Source organism: Oceanobacter mangrovi (assembly GCF_019740315.1).
GTDB lineage: Bacteria > Pseudomonadota > Gammaproteobacteria > Pseudomonadales > Oceanobacteraceae > Oceanobacter > Oceanobacter mangrovi.
In genome coordinates, this window is record NZ_JAHXZR010000001.1 from 474,650 (window position 1) to 491,810 (window position 17,161).

General features: G+C 53.7%; 17 protein-coding genes and 1 riboswitch. Of the genes, 11 read left to right on the top strand and 6 right to left on the bottom strand.

Features of this window, described 5'->3' with window-relative positions; all coding sequences use genetic code 11:
- Together moaA and pyk are read right to left on the bottom strand one after the other, a co-directional pair.
- A complete protein-coding gene (moaA, locus tag K6123_RS02090) occupies positions 1 to 990 on the bottom strand; it encodes a GTP 3',8-cyclase MoaA (RefSeq protein ID WP_221793623.1) in 990 nt (329 codons plus the stop codon).
- Positions 979 to 1,127, bottom strand: a riboswitch (molybdenum cofactor riboswitch). (Overlaps the previous gene by 12 nt.)
- A gap of 145 nt (positions 1,128 to 1,272) precedes the next feature.
- Positions 1,273 to 2,709 carry a pyruvate kinase gene (gene pyk, locus K6123_RS02095; RefSeq protein WP_221793624.1) on the bottom strand — a complete coding sequence of 479 codons (1,437 nt, stop codon included), beginning with the start codon at positions 2,707 to 2,709 and terminating at the stop codon, positions 1,273 to 1,275.
- Between the two features lie 840 nt (positions 2,710 to 3,549).
- On the opposite strand from pyk, the gene K6123_RS02100 reads away from it, so the two are divergent.
- The 3 genes from K6123_RS02100 to K6123_RS02110 all read left to right on the top strand — a co-directional run bounded on the left by K6123_RS02100 (position 3,550) and on the right by K6123_RS02110 (position 5,438).
- On the top strand, positions 3,550 to 4,908 hold the full coding sequence (locus K6123_RS02100) for an ammonium transporter (RefSeq protein ID WP_221793626.1): 1,359 nt from the start codon (positions 3,550 to 3,552) through the stop codon (positions 4,906 to 4,908).
- 64 nt (positions 4,909 to 4,972) lie between these two features.
- Entirely contained in the window at positions 4,973 to 5,143 is a 171-nt protein-coding gene (locus K6123_RS02105; RefSeq protein ID WP_221793628.1) for a hypothetical protein, read from the top strand.
- Positions 5,144 to 5,228: 85 nt separating this feature from the next.
- Positions 5,229 to 5,438: a hypothetical protein gene (locus K6123_RS02110; protein ID WP_221793630.1), complete on the top strand. Its 210-nt coding sequence runs from the start codon at positions 5,229 to 5,231 to the stop codon at positions 5,436 to 5,438.
- Positions 5,439 to 5,464: 26 nt separating this feature from the next.
- On the opposite strand, the gene K6123_RS02115 is transcribed toward K6123_RS02110, so the two are convergent.
- The gene (locus K6123_RS02115; RefSeq protein ID WP_221793631.1) at positions 5,465 to 5,701 is read right to left on the bottom strand and encodes an accessory factor UbiK family protein; all 237 of its coding nucleotides are present in this window, start codon (positions 5,699 to 5,701) and stop codon (positions 5,465 to 5,467) included.
- A 322-nt stretch (positions 5,702 to 6,023) separates the two neighbouring features.
- Here K6123_RS02115 and K6123_RS02120 point away from each other — a divergent pair, with 322 nt between their 5' ends.
- From K6123_RS02120 to K6123_RS02135, 4 genes are all read left to right on the top strand, one after another.
- Entirely contained in the window at positions 6,024 to 6,695 is a 672-nt protein-coding gene (locus tag K6123_RS02120) for a TorF family putative porin (protein WP_221793633.1), read from the top strand.
- A 68-nt stretch (positions 6,696 to 6,763) separates the two neighbouring features.
- Positions 6,764 to 7,102, top strand: a complete 339-nt coding sequence (gene glnK / locus K6123_RS02125; RefSeq protein ID WP_221793635.1) for a P-II family nitrogen regulator — start codon at positions 6,764 to 6,766, stop codon at positions 7,100 to 7,102.
- A gap of 58 nt (positions 7,103 to 7,160) precedes the next feature.
- The gene (locus K6123_RS02130; protein ID WP_221793637.1) at positions 7,161 to 8,438 is read left to right on the top strand and encodes an ammonium transporter; all 1,278 of its coding nucleotides are present in this window, start codon (positions 7,161 to 7,163) and stop codon (positions 8,436 to 8,438) included.
- A gap of 182 nt (positions 8,439 to 8,620) precedes the next feature.
- Positions 8,621 to 9,097 (top strand): Mpo1 family 2-hydroxy fatty acid dioxygenase, encoded by a 477-nt coding sequence (locus tag K6123_RS02135; RefSeq protein ID WP_221793639.1) that lies wholly within the window; start codon positions 8,621 to 8,623, stop codon positions 9,095 to 9,097.
- A 39-nt stretch (positions 9,098 to 9,136) separates the two neighbouring features.
- Here K6123_RS02135 and K6123_RS02140 read toward each other — a convergent pair whose 3' ends face one another.
- Together K6123_RS02140 and K6123_RS02145 are read right to left on the bottom strand one after the other, a co-directional pair.
- A complete protein-coding gene (locus tag K6123_RS02140; RefSeq protein ID WP_221793642.1) occupies positions 9,137 to 9,325 on the bottom strand; it encodes a PA3496 family putative envelope integrity protein in 189 nt (62 codons plus the stop codon).
- 121 nt (positions 9,326 to 9,446) lie between these two features.
- Positions 9,447 to 10,340 (bottom strand): SIS domain-containing protein, encoded by an 894-nt coding sequence (locus tag K6123_RS02145; RefSeq protein ID WP_425517697.1) that lies wholly within the window; start codon positions 10,338 to 10,340, stop codon positions 9,447 to 9,449.
- Positions 10,341 to 10,487: 147 nt separating this feature from the next.
- Here K6123_RS02145 and uvrD point away from each other — a divergent pair, with 147 nt between their 5' ends.
- Positions 10,488 to 12,650, top strand: a complete 2,163-nt coding sequence (gene uvrD / locus K6123_RS02150; RefSeq protein ID WP_221793646.1) for a DNA helicase II — start codon at positions 10,488 to 10,490, stop codon at positions 12,648 to 12,650.
- A gap of 63 nt (positions 12,651 to 12,713) precedes the next feature.
- Here the strand turns inward: uvrD and K6123_RS02155 are convergent, their stop codons facing one another.
- Positions 12,714 to 13,115 (bottom strand): acyl-CoA thioesterase, encoded by a 402-nt coding sequence (locus tag K6123_RS02155; protein ID WP_221793648.1) that lies wholly within the window; start codon positions 13,113 to 13,115, stop codon positions 12,714 to 12,716.
- 257 nt (positions 13,116 to 13,372) lie between these two features.
- Between K6123_RS02155 and K6123_RS02160 the strand changes: the two genes are divergently transcribed.
- The 3 genes from K6123_RS02160 (at position 13,373) to pstA (ending at position 17,154) form a co-directional block, all read left to right on the top strand.
- Positions 13,373 to 14,401 (top strand): PstS family phosphate ABC transporter substrate-binding protein, encoded by a 1,029-nt coding sequence (locus K6123_RS02160; protein WP_221793650.1) that lies wholly within the window; start codon positions 13,373 to 13,375, stop codon positions 14,399 to 14,401.
- A 112-nt stretch (positions 14,402 to 14,513) separates the two neighbouring features.
- Positions 14,514 to 15,884, top strand: a complete 1,371-nt coding sequence (gene pstC, locus K6123_RS02165) for a phosphate ABC transporter permease subunit PstC (protein WP_221793652.1) — start codon at positions 14,514 to 14,516, stop codon at positions 15,882 to 15,884.
- The gene (pstA, locus tag K6123_RS02170; protein ID WP_221793654.1) at positions 15,877 to 17,154 is read left to right on the top strand and encodes a phosphate ABC transporter permease PstA; all 1,278 of its coding nucleotides are present in this window, start codon (positions 15,877 to 15,879) and stop codon (positions 17,152 to 17,154) included. Before pstC ends, pstA begins: the two co-directional genes overlap by 8 nt.
- Positions 17,155 to 17,161: the final 7 nt, after the last annotated feature.

Here is a 17,161-nt window from a genome sequence, read left to right on the forward strand (position 1 = left end):
CTAGCCTCCCAGCATGGCGAAGTGGCGCATGGCACCGGTTTCGCCCGCATGCAAATAGTGGGTTTCTGACTTGATACCCAATAAATGCTGCAATTCAGCGGCCAGTTCGTCGCTGGTGTGGCTGCCGTCCAGCAGCTGGCGCAGGTCGTGACCCTGATCGCCAAACAGGCACAGGTGCAATTTGCCCAGTGAGCTGATGCGTAAACGATTACAGCTGCTACAGAAATCCTTGCTGTACGGCATGATGAGGCCGAAGCGGCCCTGGTAATCCGGGTGCGAAAACTCCAGCGCCGGACCGTCGTGAGGCTGGCGTGGCCGCAAGCTCCAGCCGTTATCCAGCAGTTGCTGGCGAATGGCCTCGCCACGGACATGATGTTCGGAGAAAAATACCGGTTGGTCACCGGTTTGCATCAGTTCGATAAACCGTACTGATACCGGTGTCTGTTTGAGCCAGTTTTCAAACAGCGCCAGTTCGGTCTGATCAAAACCTTTCAGCAACACGGCGTTGACCTTGACCTTGAGGCCCAGCGCCAGTGCCTGATCAATGCCTTCAATAATGCGAGCGAGATGGCTGTAACCGGTAATTTGCTGGAAGCGTTCGGCATCCAGGCTGTCGATGCTGACGTTGAGCTGCTGCAGCCCGGCAGCGTGCCAGGCGGCAATGTTTTCAGCCAGTTTGTAGCCGTTGGTGGTCAGCGCGACCTGATCGATTCCATCGGTATTGGCCGCCAGCTGGATGATCTCGGTGAGATCCTTGCGGACACTGGGTTCGCCGCCGGTAATGCGCACCTTACGCGTCCCCAGTTGGGCAAACACCGCCAGCAAGCGCTGGATTTCATCGAGCTGCAGAGGCTCAGGGCCAGACTGCTTTTGATAGCCGTCCGGTAAACAATAGCTACAGCGAAAATTGCACACGTCGGTAATCGACAGGCGCAAGTAGCTGAACTGCCGACCAAAACGGTCCTGCAGGCCAGGTTCTTTATGAGTCATGTTACACCTTTCCAAATACGGGAGGCCCGGCGGTTTCCCACAGAACCCTGGCGGAACAGGCAAGCCTGCTCTGCGGCTGGTGCTTCATGGCGACATACATTCGCTTTAGAAACAGCAGCTCGGCGTTTGTTTAAGCAAAAAGTGTACGCGCTTTGGCTGGACTCTGGTAGCGCTTGCGAGGACAGATGTTCAGGAATGGAGTGGCAGGCTGTAAAAGGTCGTTATGAGTCAAGCTCATCAAGGATGCCGTCAGCAGCAATGCTGCTGACGGCGGGGGCAGGCTTATTCGACGCGCATGATCTTCATGGTGTTGGTGCCGCCCTGGGCGTTGAGGTAGTCACCGCGAGTGACCACCACAAAGTCTCCGGTAGTCACATGGCCTTGCTCTTTCAGTACCTGAATCGCAGTTGGGTTGATGCTGTTAGGCTCCAGCTGATCGGCATAGAAAGGTACGGTCTGTACACCGCGATACAGTGCGACGCGGCTTTGAGTATCTTCGCGACGGCAGAAGGCGAAGATTGGCAGATGCGAGCGCAGTCGTGACATCAGTCGTGGAGTGGCACCGGTTTCAGTCAGTGAGATGATCGCAGTTACACCTTGCAGGTGGTTGGCGGCGTACATGGCTGACATGGCGATAGTAACGTCGATATCAAAGATATCTTCGTACAAGCGGTGTTTCGAACGCTTGGCAGACGGATGACGCTCGGCACCTTCGATCACCCGGACCATGGCGGCTACGGCTTCAACCGGGTAGTCACCGGCCGCGGTTTCGGCAGACAGCATCACGGCGTCGGTGTAGTCGAATACGGCGTTGGCAACGTCGGAAACTTCGGCGCGGGTCGGCATTGGGCTGGCGATCATGGACTCCATCATCTGGGTCGCGGTGATCACCGGCTTGTTGAGCTGGCGGGAGCGGGAAATGATGCGCTTCTGCACACCGACCAGCTCGGCGTCACCGATTTCGACGGCGAGGTCACCACGAGCAACCATCACGGCGTCTGAAGCCTTGATTATGTCGTCGAGGGCTTCGTCAGAAGCAACACACTCGGCGCGTTCGATTTTGGATACCAGGTGGGCGTGACCGCCAGCGGCGTGCAGCAGCTCACGGGCTTCTTCCATGTCCTGGCCGTCGCGAGGGAAGGATACCGCCAGGTAATCAACCAGAATTTCCGCCGCCAGCTTGATGTCTTCCTTGTCCTTGTCAGTCAGCGCCTTGGCTGACAGGCCGCCACCGAGACGGTTGATGCCCTTGTTGTTGGACAGCCAGCCACCGATGCGAACCACAGTGTTGAGTTTGGTCGGGAAGGTTTCGGTCACCTGCAGTTCAACACGGCCATCGTCCAGCAACAGGATGTCGCCAACGCGGGCATCTTCAATCAGTGCCTTGTAGTCGATACCAACCTGTTCCTTATTACCGGCGTCACGCTCCAGCGTGGCGTCCAGCACAAAGCTCTGGCCAACGTCGAGGTGGACCTTTTGCTCGGCAAAGCGGGAAATACGGATTTTTGGACCTTGCAGGTCGCCCAGAATGGCAACGTGTTTGCCCAGTTTTTTGGCAGCACGGCGCACCATGGCGGCGCGATCACGGTGATCGTCGGCATCGCCGTGGGAGAAGTTCAGTCGGAATACGTTGGCACCGGCCTCGATCAGCTGTTCGATTTTTTCATCTGTGTTGGTTGCCGGTCCAAGGGTAGCGACAATTTTGGTGCGTCTTAGCATGGATAGTCTCCTGATCGAGCGGATGTGTGCCCGTTCAACACGGCGTCAGCGGTTCTGGCGAGGGTCGGGCAGCATAAATACAAGGGCATTATCCCTGAAGTGTGTTCGGGAATCTTTTCAAGCATGTAACAAGTGTGGTGACTTGGGGGCGTTCTCAATTAATTAACGGGTCCTGTTATGGCAGAAAAATTCATCAGGCAAGGCGTTGAACGAAGAAAATGGCGAGCCCTTTACAAGTTCAACAACACAGCATGGTGGATTTTTAGCCATAACCCTTCGGGCTGAGGCCAGTTGACTCCAGGCACTGCGTTATTCGTCACTTGTTTAGCTCGCTAAACCACATTCCTCATGCCTTGTTCTGAAGCAAACTGGCTCTCAGCAGGGCCGCTTTACTAATTGAGAACGCCCCCAGGTCCGCGAATATGCTGTTTTTATCCGGCATGTCTCGGGCTGTTTGCATGAGTTACTGCGTGAATGGGTGCATCGACAGAACGATGTTATCTGACGGTGCGGTTGCACTGTTGTGGTGCGGCATCGTGGTGCATGTTTCTTCATTGCGCTCGGTAAATAATGACCCCAGTTGTCGATCTATGGCAAGCACGGCAGTGTTCAGTAACGCAATGCCGACAAACTCATCGCTGTATTCCCTCTTTCTACCTCTTTTCAGTAAACCAAAGTTGTCATTTGGCAATGATTGCCGTCGGCGCTGAGCTTGGCACTCAGCATGCAATATTCCCCTCGCGAATATTTTTGTCCGATCAGTGTGGTCAAGGGGCGGGCCAGGTCGGTCATTTGTATATGGAAACGCTTGTTTACCAATGACTAGAGAGGGGAATACCCATGACTCCAGAAGAGCTCGAAGCCTTTAAGGCGGCGTTTGAGATGCACCAGGCGATGAACGTCGAGGTGTTTTATTGGTGGTGTACCGCCATTATGTTCATGATTCACGCAGGCTTCCTGGCCTATGAAATCGGTGCCTCCCGTGTGAAAAACGCGCTGGCTTCCGGTATGAAAAACATCCTGACCCTGGCGGTTGTGGTGCCAACCTTCTACTTCTTCGGCTGGTGGATCTACAATGCCATGCCAAACGGCTTTATTCCTGTTGATGCGTCGGCAGCGCTGCCATGGTCAACCTCTATGGGTCCTGACGTGACTGATATGGGTACCGGTATCTTCTGGGCCGCTTTTGCCATGTTTGGTGCCACTACTGGCTCCATTCTGTCTGGTGCGGTAATCGAACGTATCCGTATGAGTGCCTACCTGATCCTGACCGTTGTGGTGGGTTCCGGTGTTTGGATTCTGGCGGGTGCGTGGGGCTGGCACCCTGACGGCTGGTTGCTGATGGATCTGGGATACCACGATGTGGGTGCTTCCGGTGTGGTTCACGCAGTGGCTGGTTTCTTCTCTCTGGGTGTACTGATCAACCTTGGACCTCGTATCGGCAAGTTTGTTGACGGCAAGGCCATGGCCATCGTTCCTCACAGCCTGCCAATGGCACTGATTGGTCTGATGATGATCATCGTTGGTTTCTTCGGCTTCCTTGGCGGTTGCATCATCTTCAACGGCGGCGACACCGGCTGGACCACCATTTACGGCAACCCAACCAACCTGTCTGCTTTCGCCTTTAATACCCTGATGGGCTTCGCTGGTGGTGTTATTGGTGCCTACCTGTCTTCCCGTGAACCTTTCATGACCATGTCCGGTGGTCTGGCTGGCATCATCACTGTTGCTGCCGGTATGGATCTGTACTACCCGGGCCTGACTTTCGTACTGGCAATCTTCGGTGGCGTTACCATGCCAATGGTTGGCAAGTTCGTTGAGAAATGTGGCATTGATGATGCTGTAGGTGCGGTTGCCGTACACGGCTGGTGTGGTTTCCTGGGTGTAGTTCTGGTCGGTATCTTTGCTTCCGGCTACCCAAGTGTTCCAGAAGGTGCTCCAGATATCAGCTTCTTTGGTCAGCTGATGGGCGCTGTGATCATGTGTGTGACCGGCTTTATCCCAGGCTACGCAATCTCCTTGTTGCTGAAGAAGATGAACATGCTGCGTGTACCGCCAAAAGTTGAAGCGGCTGGTCTGGACCTGGTGGAAATTCCAGCAGTTCCATACGGCGAAAGCGTTCCTGCACGTGACATCGTTGAAGGCACTATTCCTGCAACTGCCGGACAACTGCCTGCCCACGGTGCCCTGAGCAACTAATTCATCCTGGATCGGCGGTGGCCAAAGTCATCGCCCGATTAATCCAAACCAAGAGGAACAGATTATGGATACTTCACCAATCGACAGCTGGGAAGGCGTTGCAGCCTGTTTTACCTTCGCTGACAGCCCGGGGATGATCGCATTTTTGTGTGGTCTGGCGTTTGTGGCCTTTCTGGGATTCATGTACGCCATCATCAAGCACGAAAACGACGCTTTCGAAAATCATCGCGATTAATTGATAGCATCGTATGAACAAGCGGCTCCTGATGCGGAGCCGTTTGCCGTTATAAATTGTTAATCACGGTAGCAGGAGACTTGCCATGAATAAATTGAGCAAATTGCAGCTGGTTATGAAGCGCACTATTTTTTATCCAGCGTTTCTGTTTTTCTCCAGCGGACTGTTTCTGCTTGATGTGCGTGGCTTTGGAGCGATTGCCTCTGCTGGCGTTGCTGCCTTGCTGGTTCATTTGGCCATCAATGGTTACGACGCCTGGAAAGAGCGGCGGATGCAGAATCAGGGCTTGCGTTGATTCCCAACCAGTTGGCGGTGACTGGATCAGGTGTCCGCCTGTTCCAGTTCAGTCAGCCGCTGTTCCAGTAATTGCAGTTTCTCCTCGGTCTGTTGCAGTACTTGCAGCAGGCGCTCGTGCTCCGCTCTGGTGACCCATTCTGGGCCGCCAATCCAGCTGGCTAATTTTTGTGCAAGATTTTTGTGCACTTCAGCAGACAGCTGTCCGGTTCCTGATTGACGAAGTAACTCCTCGATTTTTAAACGAATTTCTGCGTTCTTCATAAGATTCTTATCTCTTATTGCGTTTATATCGCGCCGCGGGCGACCTGGATCGGGCGAGCGGCACTATTCTGGAACAAATGCTTTAGCCTTGGTGTTTTCTTTTGGTGCGTTATTGTCAAAGGGTGCTCATTTTGAGGGCTTTGGTCGGCAGTATTTATCCTGAATCTTATCAGAAAGGCGTGAAAGGCGGCTGTTTTGGGAGTTGGCACGCAGGCTGCTATGTCAAATCCCAGAATCATAATGGTGTTCAAGGTGGCGACGCTTACCGGGAAACGCCAATAAAAAAACGAACTAGCAACGCTAACCGATGAAGGAAAGAAGAATGAAAAAACTGTCACAAGTTATCGCAATTACTGGCGCCCTGACTGCAGGTGTGGCTACTGTTCAAACTGCCCAGGCAGAAATTTCCGCTTCTGTTGATATTGCCAGCATGTACCTGTGGCGTGGTGTGAACCTGGGTGATGGTACTCCGGTTGTTTCTGGTTCTCTGGACTACTCCCACGAATCCGGCCTGTACGCTGGCGTGTGGACCTCTTCCGGTGACACCTCTTACGGTACTGAAACCGATTTCTACGTAGGTTTCGCCGGTGAAGCTGGCTCTGTTGGTTATGACGTGGGTTACGCAACCTACATCTACCCGGATTCTTCCGATCCTGAGCTCGACAAGTTCGATGATTCTGCGGAATACCATCTGGGTCTGTCTTACGACATGGCTAGCCTGACTCTGTACAAGAGCAGCGACTTCGATGTTGATGGTTTCTACGGTGTGATTGGTGTTGACGTTCCAGATACCAGCTTCTCTGTGGCTCTGGGTAGCACGTTCGACATGGAATCGAACAACTGGACTCACCTGGATGTGACCTACGCCTTTAACGACAGCGTTGCTTTCACTGTTTCCAAAATTGTGGCTGAAGATCTGGATAAAGGCGAAGACGGCTTCCTGGACAAGTCTGCCAAGTATGTTGTGTCTTACAGCCTGCCTATCGAGATGTAAAACGCATACAATGGCCTGAGCCCTCGCTCAGGCCATTTTTAAAACCCTAGATAAAAGGAGTTTTCCCTATGAAACTCATCACTGCTGTAGTCAAGCCGTTCAAGCTGGACGACGTGCGTGAAGCGCTGTCTGAAATCGGTGTTCAAGGTATCACCGTGACTGAAGTCAAAGGCTTTGGTCGTCAGAAAGGTCACACCGAACTGTACCGTGGTGCAGAGTACGTGGTTGATTTCCTGCCAAAAGTGAAGATTGACGTCGCTGTTGCTGACGATCTGTCTGACAAGGTCATCGAAGCAATCACCAAGGCAGCCAACACTGGCAAGATCGGCGATGGCAAGATTTTCGTGACCAATCTGGAACAGGTTGTTCGCATTCGTACCGGCGAAACCGGTGCTGACGCACTGTAAGCAAACGGCATTTGCCTAAATAAACAGATTCAATCAAGCCTGATGCGGGGGGCTTAGAATGGAAAACCAAGTATACGAATTGCAATACGCCATGGACACCTTCTACTTTTTGGTGACTGGCGCATTGGTTATGTGGATGGCGGCTGGTTTCGCCATGCTGGAAGCGGGTCTGGTTCGCTCCAAGAATACAACTGAAATTCTGACCAAGAACATCGCCTTGTTCGCGGTTGCCTGTACCATGTATCTGATCTGTGGTTACGAACTGATGTACGGCGGCGGCTTCTTCCTGAACAGCACTGATAGCGTTGCTTCCATGACTGACGAAGCGGTTGCCGGCGTGTTGTCTGCACAGGCTGATTTCCGTAATGGTGTCGAAGACGCTTCTCTGCCTTACTCCGGCGCTTCTGACTTCTTCTTCCAGGTAGTGTTTGTTGCAACTGCCATGTCTATTGTTTCCGGTGCCGTTGCCGAGCGTATGAAGCTGTGGTCTTTCCTGGCTTTCGCCGTGGTGATGACTGGTTTCATCTACCCAATGGAAGGTTCCTGGACCTGGGGTGGTTCTTCTGTTTTCGGCATGTTCGATCTGAGCTACTCCGACTACGCCGGTTCCGGTATTGTTCACCTGGCGGGCGCAACTGCTGCTCTGGCTGGTGTGATTCTGCTGGGTGCCCGTAAAGGCAAATACGGTCCTAACGGTGAAATCCGTGCGATTCCTGGTGCCAACCTGCCGCTGGCAACTCTGGGTACCTTCATCCTGTGGATGGGCTGGTTCGGTTTCAACGGTGGTTCTACTCTGCAGCTGTCCGGTATCGGCGTTGCCAACGAAGTAGCCTCTGTATTTGTTAACACCAATGCTGCTGCTTCCGGTGGTCTGGTTGGTGCTCTGTTGCTGGCTTTCATTCTGTTCCGCAAGGCCGACCTGACCATGTGTCTGAACGGTGCTCTGGCTGGTCTGGTTGCGATCACTGCAGAACCTGCTGATCCATCTCCATTCCTGGCGACTGTGATTGGTTTCATCGGTGGTCTGATCGTGGTGATCTCCATCCTGACTCTGGACAAGCTGAAAATCGACGATCCAGTGGGTGCGATCTCTGTTCACGGTGTTGTAGGTCTGTGGGGTATCTTCGCAGTACTGCTGTCCGACTCTGATGCAACCTTCATGGGCCAGCTGGTTGGCGCCCTGACCATCTTTGTTTGGGTATTCGTAGCGTCTTTCATCACCTGGCTGGTCATCAAGGCTGTGATGGGTCTGCGCGTCAGCGAAGAAGCCGAATACGAAGGTGTGGATATCTCCGAATGTGGTATGGAAGCTTACCCAGAGTTCACTGGTAAGTAATACCAACGAGATTCCCAACTCTCTGAAAAAACCTGGCCTCGGCCAGGTTTTTTTATACCCGTTTGATATTCCATCGGCTTGTTGCAGAACGGGACATTAACAGTTACCAGCGTTGCTTTTACTTGTCGCCGTGATTAATAACCATCAGATTGAAACAAACGTTTGATTCAGGTGGTGGAACCATGAATAACCAGCCGCAGGCTCGCACGCTTCAACAGTGGTTTGATCTCTATGGCGAAAGCCATCAACACACATTTAACAAACTGATTCATTGGCTCTGTGTGCCGTTGATCTATTGGGTGGTGGTTGGCTTTATCTATTTGATCCCGTCACCGGCTGACTGGCCCGAGGGGCTCTGGCTGGTGCCGGTGCTGTTGGCGGTGACGGTTTTCTACTGGCGTCTATCGGCCGTAATCGCCATAGGCATGCTGGTCTTCAGCTTGCTGTGTATCCTGACTCATGACTGGCTGCAAGGGAGTTGGGGCTTATATGGTGCGGTCTTTGTAGTGCTGTGGATACTGCAGTTTATTGGTCATCAGGTCGAAGGCAAAAGGCCCTCTTTCTTTGTCGACGTGCAGTTTTTATTGATTGGCCCAGCCTGGTTGTTGGGCAAGATATATCGTCGGATGGGATGGCTGCAGCAGCCGCATTCTGTTTGATATCTTGCCGGGCTCAAACGAGCCCGGCCGCTATGACGATCAGTTGTCGTCCAGGTTGTAATAATCGGAGAGATCTTTCTCCAGCTTTTTGCGTTCCAGATGGGCCTCGATTGCACGACGCGCAACCAGCTTCGGGGATAACTGACTTTCCTTGTTTACAACGACCTTGCCATCGGCATCAAAGCTAACAACCTCTTCATGGGTTTCGAACTTGATCGCAGCGTCCATTTTCTCTTCCTCGTGATAGTGGAAATACTCAGAGGATTTTTTATGGTCGAGGTTGCAGGAGAGTGACAAGGCTGGCGCGGGTTACCGTATTTGCCAGCTTTGACGCAAATTTTCCTTAAAATCAGTTGCGAGTCTTGCCAACACCGGCTGTTTCCAGTGCGTCGTGGCCATGATCCAGTCGCAATGACTTGATGCTGCGTTTGATATTGCTGAGGTGGTGAGCAAACTCCGGGCCGCGTTGTTGGGTTACCGCAACCGCCAGCATATCAATCACCATCAGGTGGGCGATGCGTGACGTCATCGGCGTAAACTGGTCGGTGTCTTCGTCGATATTGATGTGAATCGGCAGATCGGCAGCGCGGCTTACCGGTGTATTGGCTGGTGCCAGGCTGACCACGTGGGCGCCGTGTTGTTGCGCCAGCGTGATGGTGTTGAGCAGGTCACGGGTGCGGCCGCTCTGGGAGATGGCGACGGCAACGTCGTTCTTGCCCAGGGTGACGGCAGACATTGCCTGCATGTGGGGATCGCTGTAAGCCGCAGTAGCAACGTTGAGGCGGAAGAACTTGTGCTGGGCATCGGTGGCGACCGCTCCCGAGGCGCCAAAACCGTAGAATTCCACTCGTGTTGCCATACTCATGACGCGGGCGGCTTCGCCAACCTGATGGGCGTTCAGCTGGGTTTTGACCTGATGCAGACGCTGGATGGTGGTGTCGGCAATCTTGCTGCAGAGTTCTTCGATGCTGTCGCTGTCGGCAATGGCAAACTGGCCGATGTTGTTGGAGATGGCTATCTCCTGCGCCACCCGAACCTTGAATTCCTGGAAACTGTTACAGCCGATCGCCCGGCAAAAGCGCACGATGGTTGGCTCGCTGACCTGGGCTTCCTGGGCGAGGTCGACAATACGCATGTGGACTACCTGCTCGGGGGCCTTGAGAACATATTCCGCTACCTTGACTTCCGACTTGCGCAGCTGCGGAATGGAGCTGGAAATTTGTGCCAATATTGGGCTGTTTATCACAGTAATCGTTCCGGATTCTTAACCTCAGGGAAACGATTATACGGCCTGGGGCAGACTGAGTCCCTATACAAATTGGATGCTGTATAAAAAAACAGGTAAATTGACGACTCCTTGTTGTTGGACTCAATTTGATAGACTGCTGCCATGGATATTTCATTACTTGTCGATCAGTTAAACGATGCCCAGCGTAATGCCGTGGCTGCCAGTAGTCGTCATCAGTTGGTGCTGGCCGGTGCCGGTTCCGGCAAAACCCGGGTTCTGGTGCACCGCATTGCCTGGCTTCTGAAAGTAGAGCAGGTGTCGCCTTTTGGGGTGATGGCGGTGACCTTTACCAACAAGGCCGCCCGCGAAATGAAAGGCCGCCTCGAACAGCTGTTACAGATTCCCGCCAATGGTATGTGGGTGGGAACCTTTCACGGGCTGGCGCACCGTTTGTTGAAACAGCACTGGCGCGAAGCCAAATTGCCGCAATATTTCCAGATTCTCGACAGTGACGATCAGCTGCGGCTGGTCAAACGTCTGATGAAAGCCAATAACATCGACGAAAGCCGTTATCCGCCGCGTCAGTTGCAATGGTTCATCAATGAGCAGAAAGACGAAGGCCGTCGGGCTGCACATTTGATCCCGTCGGCGGACCCGTTTGCGCGTACCTTACAGCAGTTCTATCAGGTGTACGAAGAGCATTGTCAGCAGAGTGGTATGGTGGATTTCGGTGAAATCCTGTTGCGGGCTCATGAACTCTGGCTCCATAACCCGGAGCTGTTGCAGCATTATCAGCAGCGTTTCAGCCATATTCTGGTGGACGAGTTTCAGGATACCAACAATATCCAGTACGCCTGGATTCGCTTGTTGGCCGGGGATTCCGTCTCCGTGATGGCGGTCGGCGATGATGACCAGTCAATTTATGGCTGGCGTGGCGCCAACATCGGCAATATCCGCAATTTCCAGCAGGATTTTCCTGGCGCCGAGCTGATCAAGCTCGAACAAAACTACCGTTCGACCGCTAATATTCTCGCTGCCGCCAACGCCGTGATCGCCAACAACAGCGGTCGCCTGGGGAAAAACCTCATCACCGATGGTGCAGCAGGGGATCACATCCGGTTGTACAGAGCCTTTAACGAGCAGGACGAAGCCCGTTATATCGCCGACCAGGTTGATGCCTGGACCCGCAAGGGTCGCAAGCGCACCGAGATGGCGATTCTATATCGCTCCAATGCCCAGTCCCGTACGCTCGAAGAAGCCATGTTGCGGGCTGGAATACCGTACCGTATCTATGGTGGTCAGCGCTTCTACGAGCGTCTGGAAATCAAGAATGCGGTGGCCTACCTGCGGCTGTTGTTGAATCGCAACGACGATGCAGCGATGGAGCGGGTGATTAACGTACCGAGCCGGGCGATTGGTGAAAAGACCCTTGATCTGTTGCGCTCGGTCGCACGGGATCAGGGCTGTTCCTTGTGGCAGGCCTGCCAGTTGATATTGCAGCAGGGCAGCCTGGCAAAACGGGCCGCCAGTTCGGTTGCCGGATTCCTGGAATTGGTCGACGAGCTCAGCGTGGGGCTGGAGGAGCTCGAACTGCACGAGATTGTGGATAACGTCATCCAGCAGTCCGGTTTGATTCCCCATCACCAGAAAGAAAAAGGTGAAAAGGGCCAGGCCAGGATTGAAAACCTTGAGGAGCTGGTCAACGCCGCCAAGCTGTTTGAAGGCAGTGATGAAGAGGCCAGCCCGCTGGCGCAGTTTGTTGATAATGCTGCACTGGATGCCGGTGAAGGTCAGGCTGAAGAATACGATGACGCCGTGCAAATGATGACGCTGCACTCGGCCAAAGGTCTGGAATTCCCTCAGGTCGTACTGGCGGGCATGGAAGAAGGCCTGTTTCCGCACAAGATGTCGATGGACGAAGCCGATGGTCTCGAAGAAGAGCGCCGGCTGGCTTATGTCGGGATCACCCGGGCGATGGAGCAGTTAGTGCTGACTCATGCGGAAAGCCGCCGTTTGCATGGCCAGGAAAACTACAGTACGCCATCACGCTTTATTCGCGAAATCCCCTCGCAATTAATTGACGAAGTGCGTTTGAAAAACACCGTCACCCGGCCAGTCACCGCCCGTGAACGAGCACCGTCAAAGCCGTCGTTAATGGGCGACGTGCCTTATCCGCTGGGACAGCGGGTGTTTCATGAGATGTTTGGCGAAGGCACCGTGCTGCACTACGAAGGGCAGGGCCCCGGCTTGCGAATACAGGTGAACTTTGACGACGCGGGCAGCAAATGGCTGGTGGTCAGTTTTGCCAAACTGACCCTCCTGTAGCGATGCGGGCAGCGGCCCGCTTTGCTTGGCCAGCTACTGCTTTGCAGCGGTTTCTCTGCTGGCCTATTTGGGCACGCGCCGGATTCGTCCGGCATCATCAATCGCTACGTACACAAACACGGCATCGACGACCTTGCGGCGTTCGTCTTCTGCGGGATTCTGGGTCCAGACTTCAATCGCAATGCGAATTGAGGAGGAGCCGATTTCCAGCAGGCGGGTGTAAAAACAGACGGCTGCACCGATACGGATCGGCGACATAAACACCACTGACTCCAGTGCCACATTGGCAATCCGGCCATGAGCAACCCGGCTGGCAACCGTTTCGGCTGCATGGTCCATCTGTGAGACAACCCAGCCACCACTGATGTCACCATGGACGTTGGCATCACCGCGAGTGGGGATAAGCCTGAGGGTGAGTTCGCCATCTGGTGAAGGGGCGCAGTCTTCTTTTGATCTGGCTTTCATTAACGATGCTCTGTTCGAATTCTTTTGCGCGCAGTTTACTGGTTTTTGGGTCGCCGCAATACCGGCGCCTTCCCGTTTGGGCTATTTCGGTCTACCTGCATTGACGAATTTGCAAACAATTGTCCGGCTGTCATTTTAATGTAATAAAAATGCAACAGTATGGCGGCGCGTCATCAGCGTGTAACACGCTTTTGAAAAACTTCGCCGCTGGCCTGACCACGGTGTGCAGGTTCTAACCTAGAAACAAAGGAAAGAGCATGAAACATACTCTTGCAGCTGGCGCCCTGCTTCTGGCGTCTGTGCTTAGTTCTACAGCCATGGCTGAACGTAATTACATCAGCATCGTTGGCTCTTCCACTGTTTACCCGTTTTCCACAGTGGTTGCGGAACGTTTTGGTAAATCCACCGGCTTCCGTACCCCAAAGGTTGAATCTACCGGTTCTGGTGGCGGTCTGAAGTTGTTCTGTTCTGGTGTCGGCGATGCCACTCCAGACATCACCAATGCTTCTCGTCAGATCAAGAAATCTGAAGTTGAGCTGTGTGCCAAAAATGGCGTGAAAGACATCGTTGAAGTGACCATTGGTTTCGACGGTATCGTATTCGCTCACTCTGCTGCGGTAGAAAACGTTCAGCTGAGCCTGAAAGATATCTTCCTGGCGCTGGCCAAAGTGGTTCCTGGTAAAGACGGTGCCCTGATTGAAAACCCGTACCAGACCTGGAAGCAGGTTAACCCTGCACTGCCAAACACCCCAATCAAGGTGCTGGGTCCTCCACCAACTTCCGGTACCCGCGATGCATTCGTTGAACTGGCAATGGAAGGCGGTTGTTCCCAGTTTGAGTCCATCGAAGCGCTGAAAAAGACCGACAAGGACAAGTACAAGGCTGTTTGTCATGGTCTGCGTGAAGACGGTGGCTATGTTGAAGCCGGTGAAAACGACAACCTGATCGTGCAGAAACTGGCAGCCAGCCCAGACTACTTCGGTATCTTTGGTTACAGCTTCCTGGAAGAGAACCAGGACAAGGTTCAGGGCGCCATTATCGATGGCGTGAAGCCAACCTTCGACAACATCTCTGATGGCAAGTACCCTATCAGCCGTTCACTGTTCTTCTACGTGAAGAAAGCACACGTTGGCGTGATTCCTGGTATCGAAGAATACCTGGCTGAATTCGTGTCCAAGCGTGCTATTGGTGAAGACGGATATCTTGCAGACAAAGGCATGATTCCAATGGCAGAATCTCGCCGCAAACAGGTTGAGGCCGACACCAAGGCTCTGAAGACTCTCTGATCACCGTCAGAGGTTGTCATTCGAACGGCGCGGTTCCCTCTTGGGGGGGAGTCGCGCCGTCTCAATATTCTGATAACCATAACCGGTATAAGTTAACCACCAGGCTTGTCCAATGACATTCAGCTACCTGCTACTAATTCTTGCAGTGTTCTGCATTGCTGCTTTTCTGATCGGCAAGGGGCGTGCAAGGACAATGGCGTCCACATCGACCCTTTCTTCCCTGCCAAGCCACTATGGTTCCATGTTGGCCCTCTGGACCTGTTTACCGCCCTTGTTGTTGATGCTGATCTGGGGCCTGGTTGATGATCCTGTCATTGATTCCCTGGTGACCGCCAACTTGCCTGCTGCGGTTGTTGAGCATGGCAGCACGGCCGTTCAGCTGGCCATCAGTAAAGTGCACAACCTTGCCAATGGTGCGGATCTGCAGGATGACCCGACGCTGGCACCAGCGGTACTGCATCTGGTGGAATTGCAGGCACGCAACCAGTTGATCAGCAGTGGTGTGATCATCGCGCTGGCGCTGGCCGGTTTTGCCCTGACCCTGGGGCGTCTGGTTCCTCAACGTAACGCCCGTAATGAGGTGGAAGGCATAATCAAGGGGCTGCTGTTTGCAAGCTCTGGTATTGCGGTACTGACCACCATCGGGATTCTCAGCAGCGTGTTGTTTGAAGCCTGGCAGTTCTTTGGCAAGGTCAATGTCTTCGATTTCCTGTTTGGTACCGTGTGGTCACCACAGGTGGCGCTGCGTGCTGATCAATCCGGTTCCAGCGGCAGCTTTGGTGCGATTCCGCTGTTCACCGGTACCTTGTTGATTTCCGTGATTGCAATGGCGATTGCGGTGCCGATTGGTTTGATGGCGGCTATTTACCTGTCTGAATATGCAACGCCGCGTATTCGTAACTACGCCAAACCTGCACTGGAAATTCTGGCCGGTATCCCGACCGTGGTTTATGGCTTCTTCGCTGCCCTGACAGTGGCGCCGATTCTGCGCGATGCCGGTGCCGGTATCGGCCTGGATGTGTCTTCCGAAAGCGCCATGGCCGCTGGTCTGGTGATGGGCGTGATGATTATTCCGTTTGTGTCATCACTGTCTGACGACGTTATCAACTCTGTGCCACAGTCACTGCGTGATGGCAGTTATGGTCTGGGCGCAACCCGCAGCGAAACCATTCGTCAGGTGGTTTTGCCAGCAGCTCTGCCAGGTATCGTGGGTGCCGTGATGCTGGCGGTATCGCGGGCGATCGGTGAAACCATGATTGTCGCCATGGCCGCTGGTCTGGCCGCCAACCTGACCGCTAACCCGCTGGAAAGCGTCACCACGGTAACCGTACAGATCGTGACCTTGCTGGTCGGTGACCAGGAGTTCGATTCACCCAAGACGCTGGCCGCGTTTGCACTGGGACTGGTGTTGTTCCTGGTGACCCTGTGTCTGAACTTTGTTGCCCTGAAAGTGGTACAGAAGTACCGGGAGCAGTATGACTGATCAAAGCCTGAGCACTCGCGTCAAGGTCGAGCGCAGCATGGCACGCCGTCGGCGTGCCGAAACCCGCTTCCGCCTCTATGGCATGGCATCCATTCTGTTTGGCTTGCTGTGTCTGGTGGTGCTGTTCGGCAACATTCTTTCGAAAGGTTTGTCGGCTTTTGAGCAAACGGTGCTGACCACCGATATTTACCTCGACAAGGACTTCCTCGGCCTCAGTCGCCAGTCGCCGGAAAGCGAGTTGCTGAACGGTGACTATGAAGGTCTGATCAAGGAGTATCTGAAGGAGAGCATGCAGCCTTCCGGTCGCTCTGAACGTCGTGATCTCTACAGCATGGTCAGTGTCGGCGCTCACTGGCAGCTGCAGCAGCTGGTGGTGAATAACCCCAATCTGTTGGGCGATACGGTGACCGTTGAGCTCATTATGGATGACGAAATTGATCAGTGGCTCAAGCATGACCATGAGAAAGGCAGGCATGGCCGTCTGAGTGAGAAGCAAACCGAGTGGGCACAGCAGTGGCTGGATGAAGGTCGCCTGAAAACCCGCTTTAACGTCAGCTTCTTCACCAACGGTGATTCCCGTGAGCCAGAGTTGGCCGGCGTCCATGGTGCCATCATGGGAACCTTCCTGACCTTGCTGGTGACCTTTGCACTGTCATTCCCGATTGGTGTGGCGGCAGCGATTTACCTGGAAGAGTTCGCGCCAAAAAATCGTATTACCGAGATTGTTGAAATCAATATCAACAACCTGGCGGCCGTTCCAAGTATTACTTTTGGTCTGTTAGGTTTGGCTATTTTCATCAATATTTTTGGTGTCGCACGATCGACGCCGCTGATTGGTGGTTTGGTACTGACTCTGATGACACTGCCAACCATCATTATTTCCGGCCGTGCTGCGATCAAGGCGGTACCGCCGTCAATCCGTGAGGCTGCGCTGGGGCTGGGGGCCTCTCGTATGCAGGTGGTGTTCCACCATGTGCTGCCGCTGGCATTGCCCGGTATGCTGACGGGTACCATTATTGGTATGGCGCAGGCGCTGGGTGAGACCGCACCTCTGCTGATGATTGGTATGATTGCGTTTGTGGTCGACGTGCCCGGATTTATCAATGATCCGGCGACCGTATTGCCGGTACAGATTTTCCTCTGGTCTGACAGTCCGGAGCAGGCTTTCACAGAACGTACTTCTGGAGCCATTATTGTACTGCTGGCATTCCTGGTCGTAATGAACACCGCGGCTGTTATGCTCCGTCGCCGACTTGAACGTCGCTGGTAAGAAATAT

Coding starts and splice junctions, on each gene's coding strand:
- K6123_RS02100 (WP_221793626.1), top strand. CDS start 3,550: ATGACTCCAGAAGAGCTCGAAGCCTTTAAGGCGGCGTTTGAGATGCAC.
- pyk (WP_221793624.1), bottom strand. CDS start 2,709: ATGCTAAGACGCACCAAAATTGTCGCTACCCTTGGACCGGCAACCAAC.
- K6123_RS02130 (WP_221793637.1), top strand. CDS start 7,161: ATGGAAAACCAAGTATACGAATTGCAATACGCCATGGACACCTTCTAC.
- K6123_RS02105 (WP_221793628.1), top strand. CDS start 4,973: ATGGATACTTCACCAATCGACAGCTGGGAAGGCGTTGCAGCCTGTTTT.
- K6123_RS02120 (WP_221793633.1), top strand. CDS start 6,024: ATGAAAAAACTGTCACAAGTTATCGCAATTACTGGCGCCCTGACTGCA.
- uvrD (WP_221793646.1), top strand. CDS start 10,488: ATGGATATTTCATTACTTGTCGATCAGTTAAACGATGCCCAGCGTAAT.
- glnK (WP_221793635.1), top strand. CDS start 6,764: ATGAAACTCATCACTGCTGTAGTCAAGCCGTTCAAGCTGGACGACGTG.
- moaA (WP_221793623.1), bottom strand. CDS start 990: ATGACTCATAAAGAACCTGGCCTGCAGGACCGTTTTGGTCGGCAGTTC.
- pstC (WP_221793652.1), top strand. CDS start 14,514: ATGACATTCAGCTACCTGCTACTAATTCTTGCAGTGTTCTGCATTGCT.
- K6123_RS02115 (WP_221793631.1), bottom strand. CDS start 5,701: ATGAAGAACGCAGAAATTCGTTTAAAAATCGAGGAGTTACTTCGTCAA.
- K6123_RS02110 (WP_221793630.1), top strand. CDS start 5,229: ATGAATAAATTGAGCAAATTGCAGCTGGTTATGAAGCGCACTATTTTT.
- K6123_RS02140 (WP_221793642.1), bottom strand. CDS start 9,325: ATGGACGCTGCGATCAAGTTCGAAACCCATGAAGAGGTTGTTAGCTTT.
- K6123_RS02160 (WP_221793650.1), top strand. CDS start 13,373: ATGAAACATACTCTTGCAGCTGGCGCCCTGCTTCTGGCGTCTGTGCTT.
- pstA (WP_221793654.1), top strand. CDS start 15,877: ATGACTGATCAAAGCCTGAGCACTCGCGTCAAGGTCGAGCGCAGCATG.
- K6123_RS02155 (WP_221793648.1), bottom strand. CDS start 13,115: ATGAAAGCCAGATCAAAAGAAGACTGCGCCCCTTCACCAGATGGCGAA.
- K6123_RS02135 (WP_221793639.1), top strand. CDS start 8,621: ATGAATAACCAGCCGCAGGCTCGCACGCTTCAACAGTGGTTTGATCTC.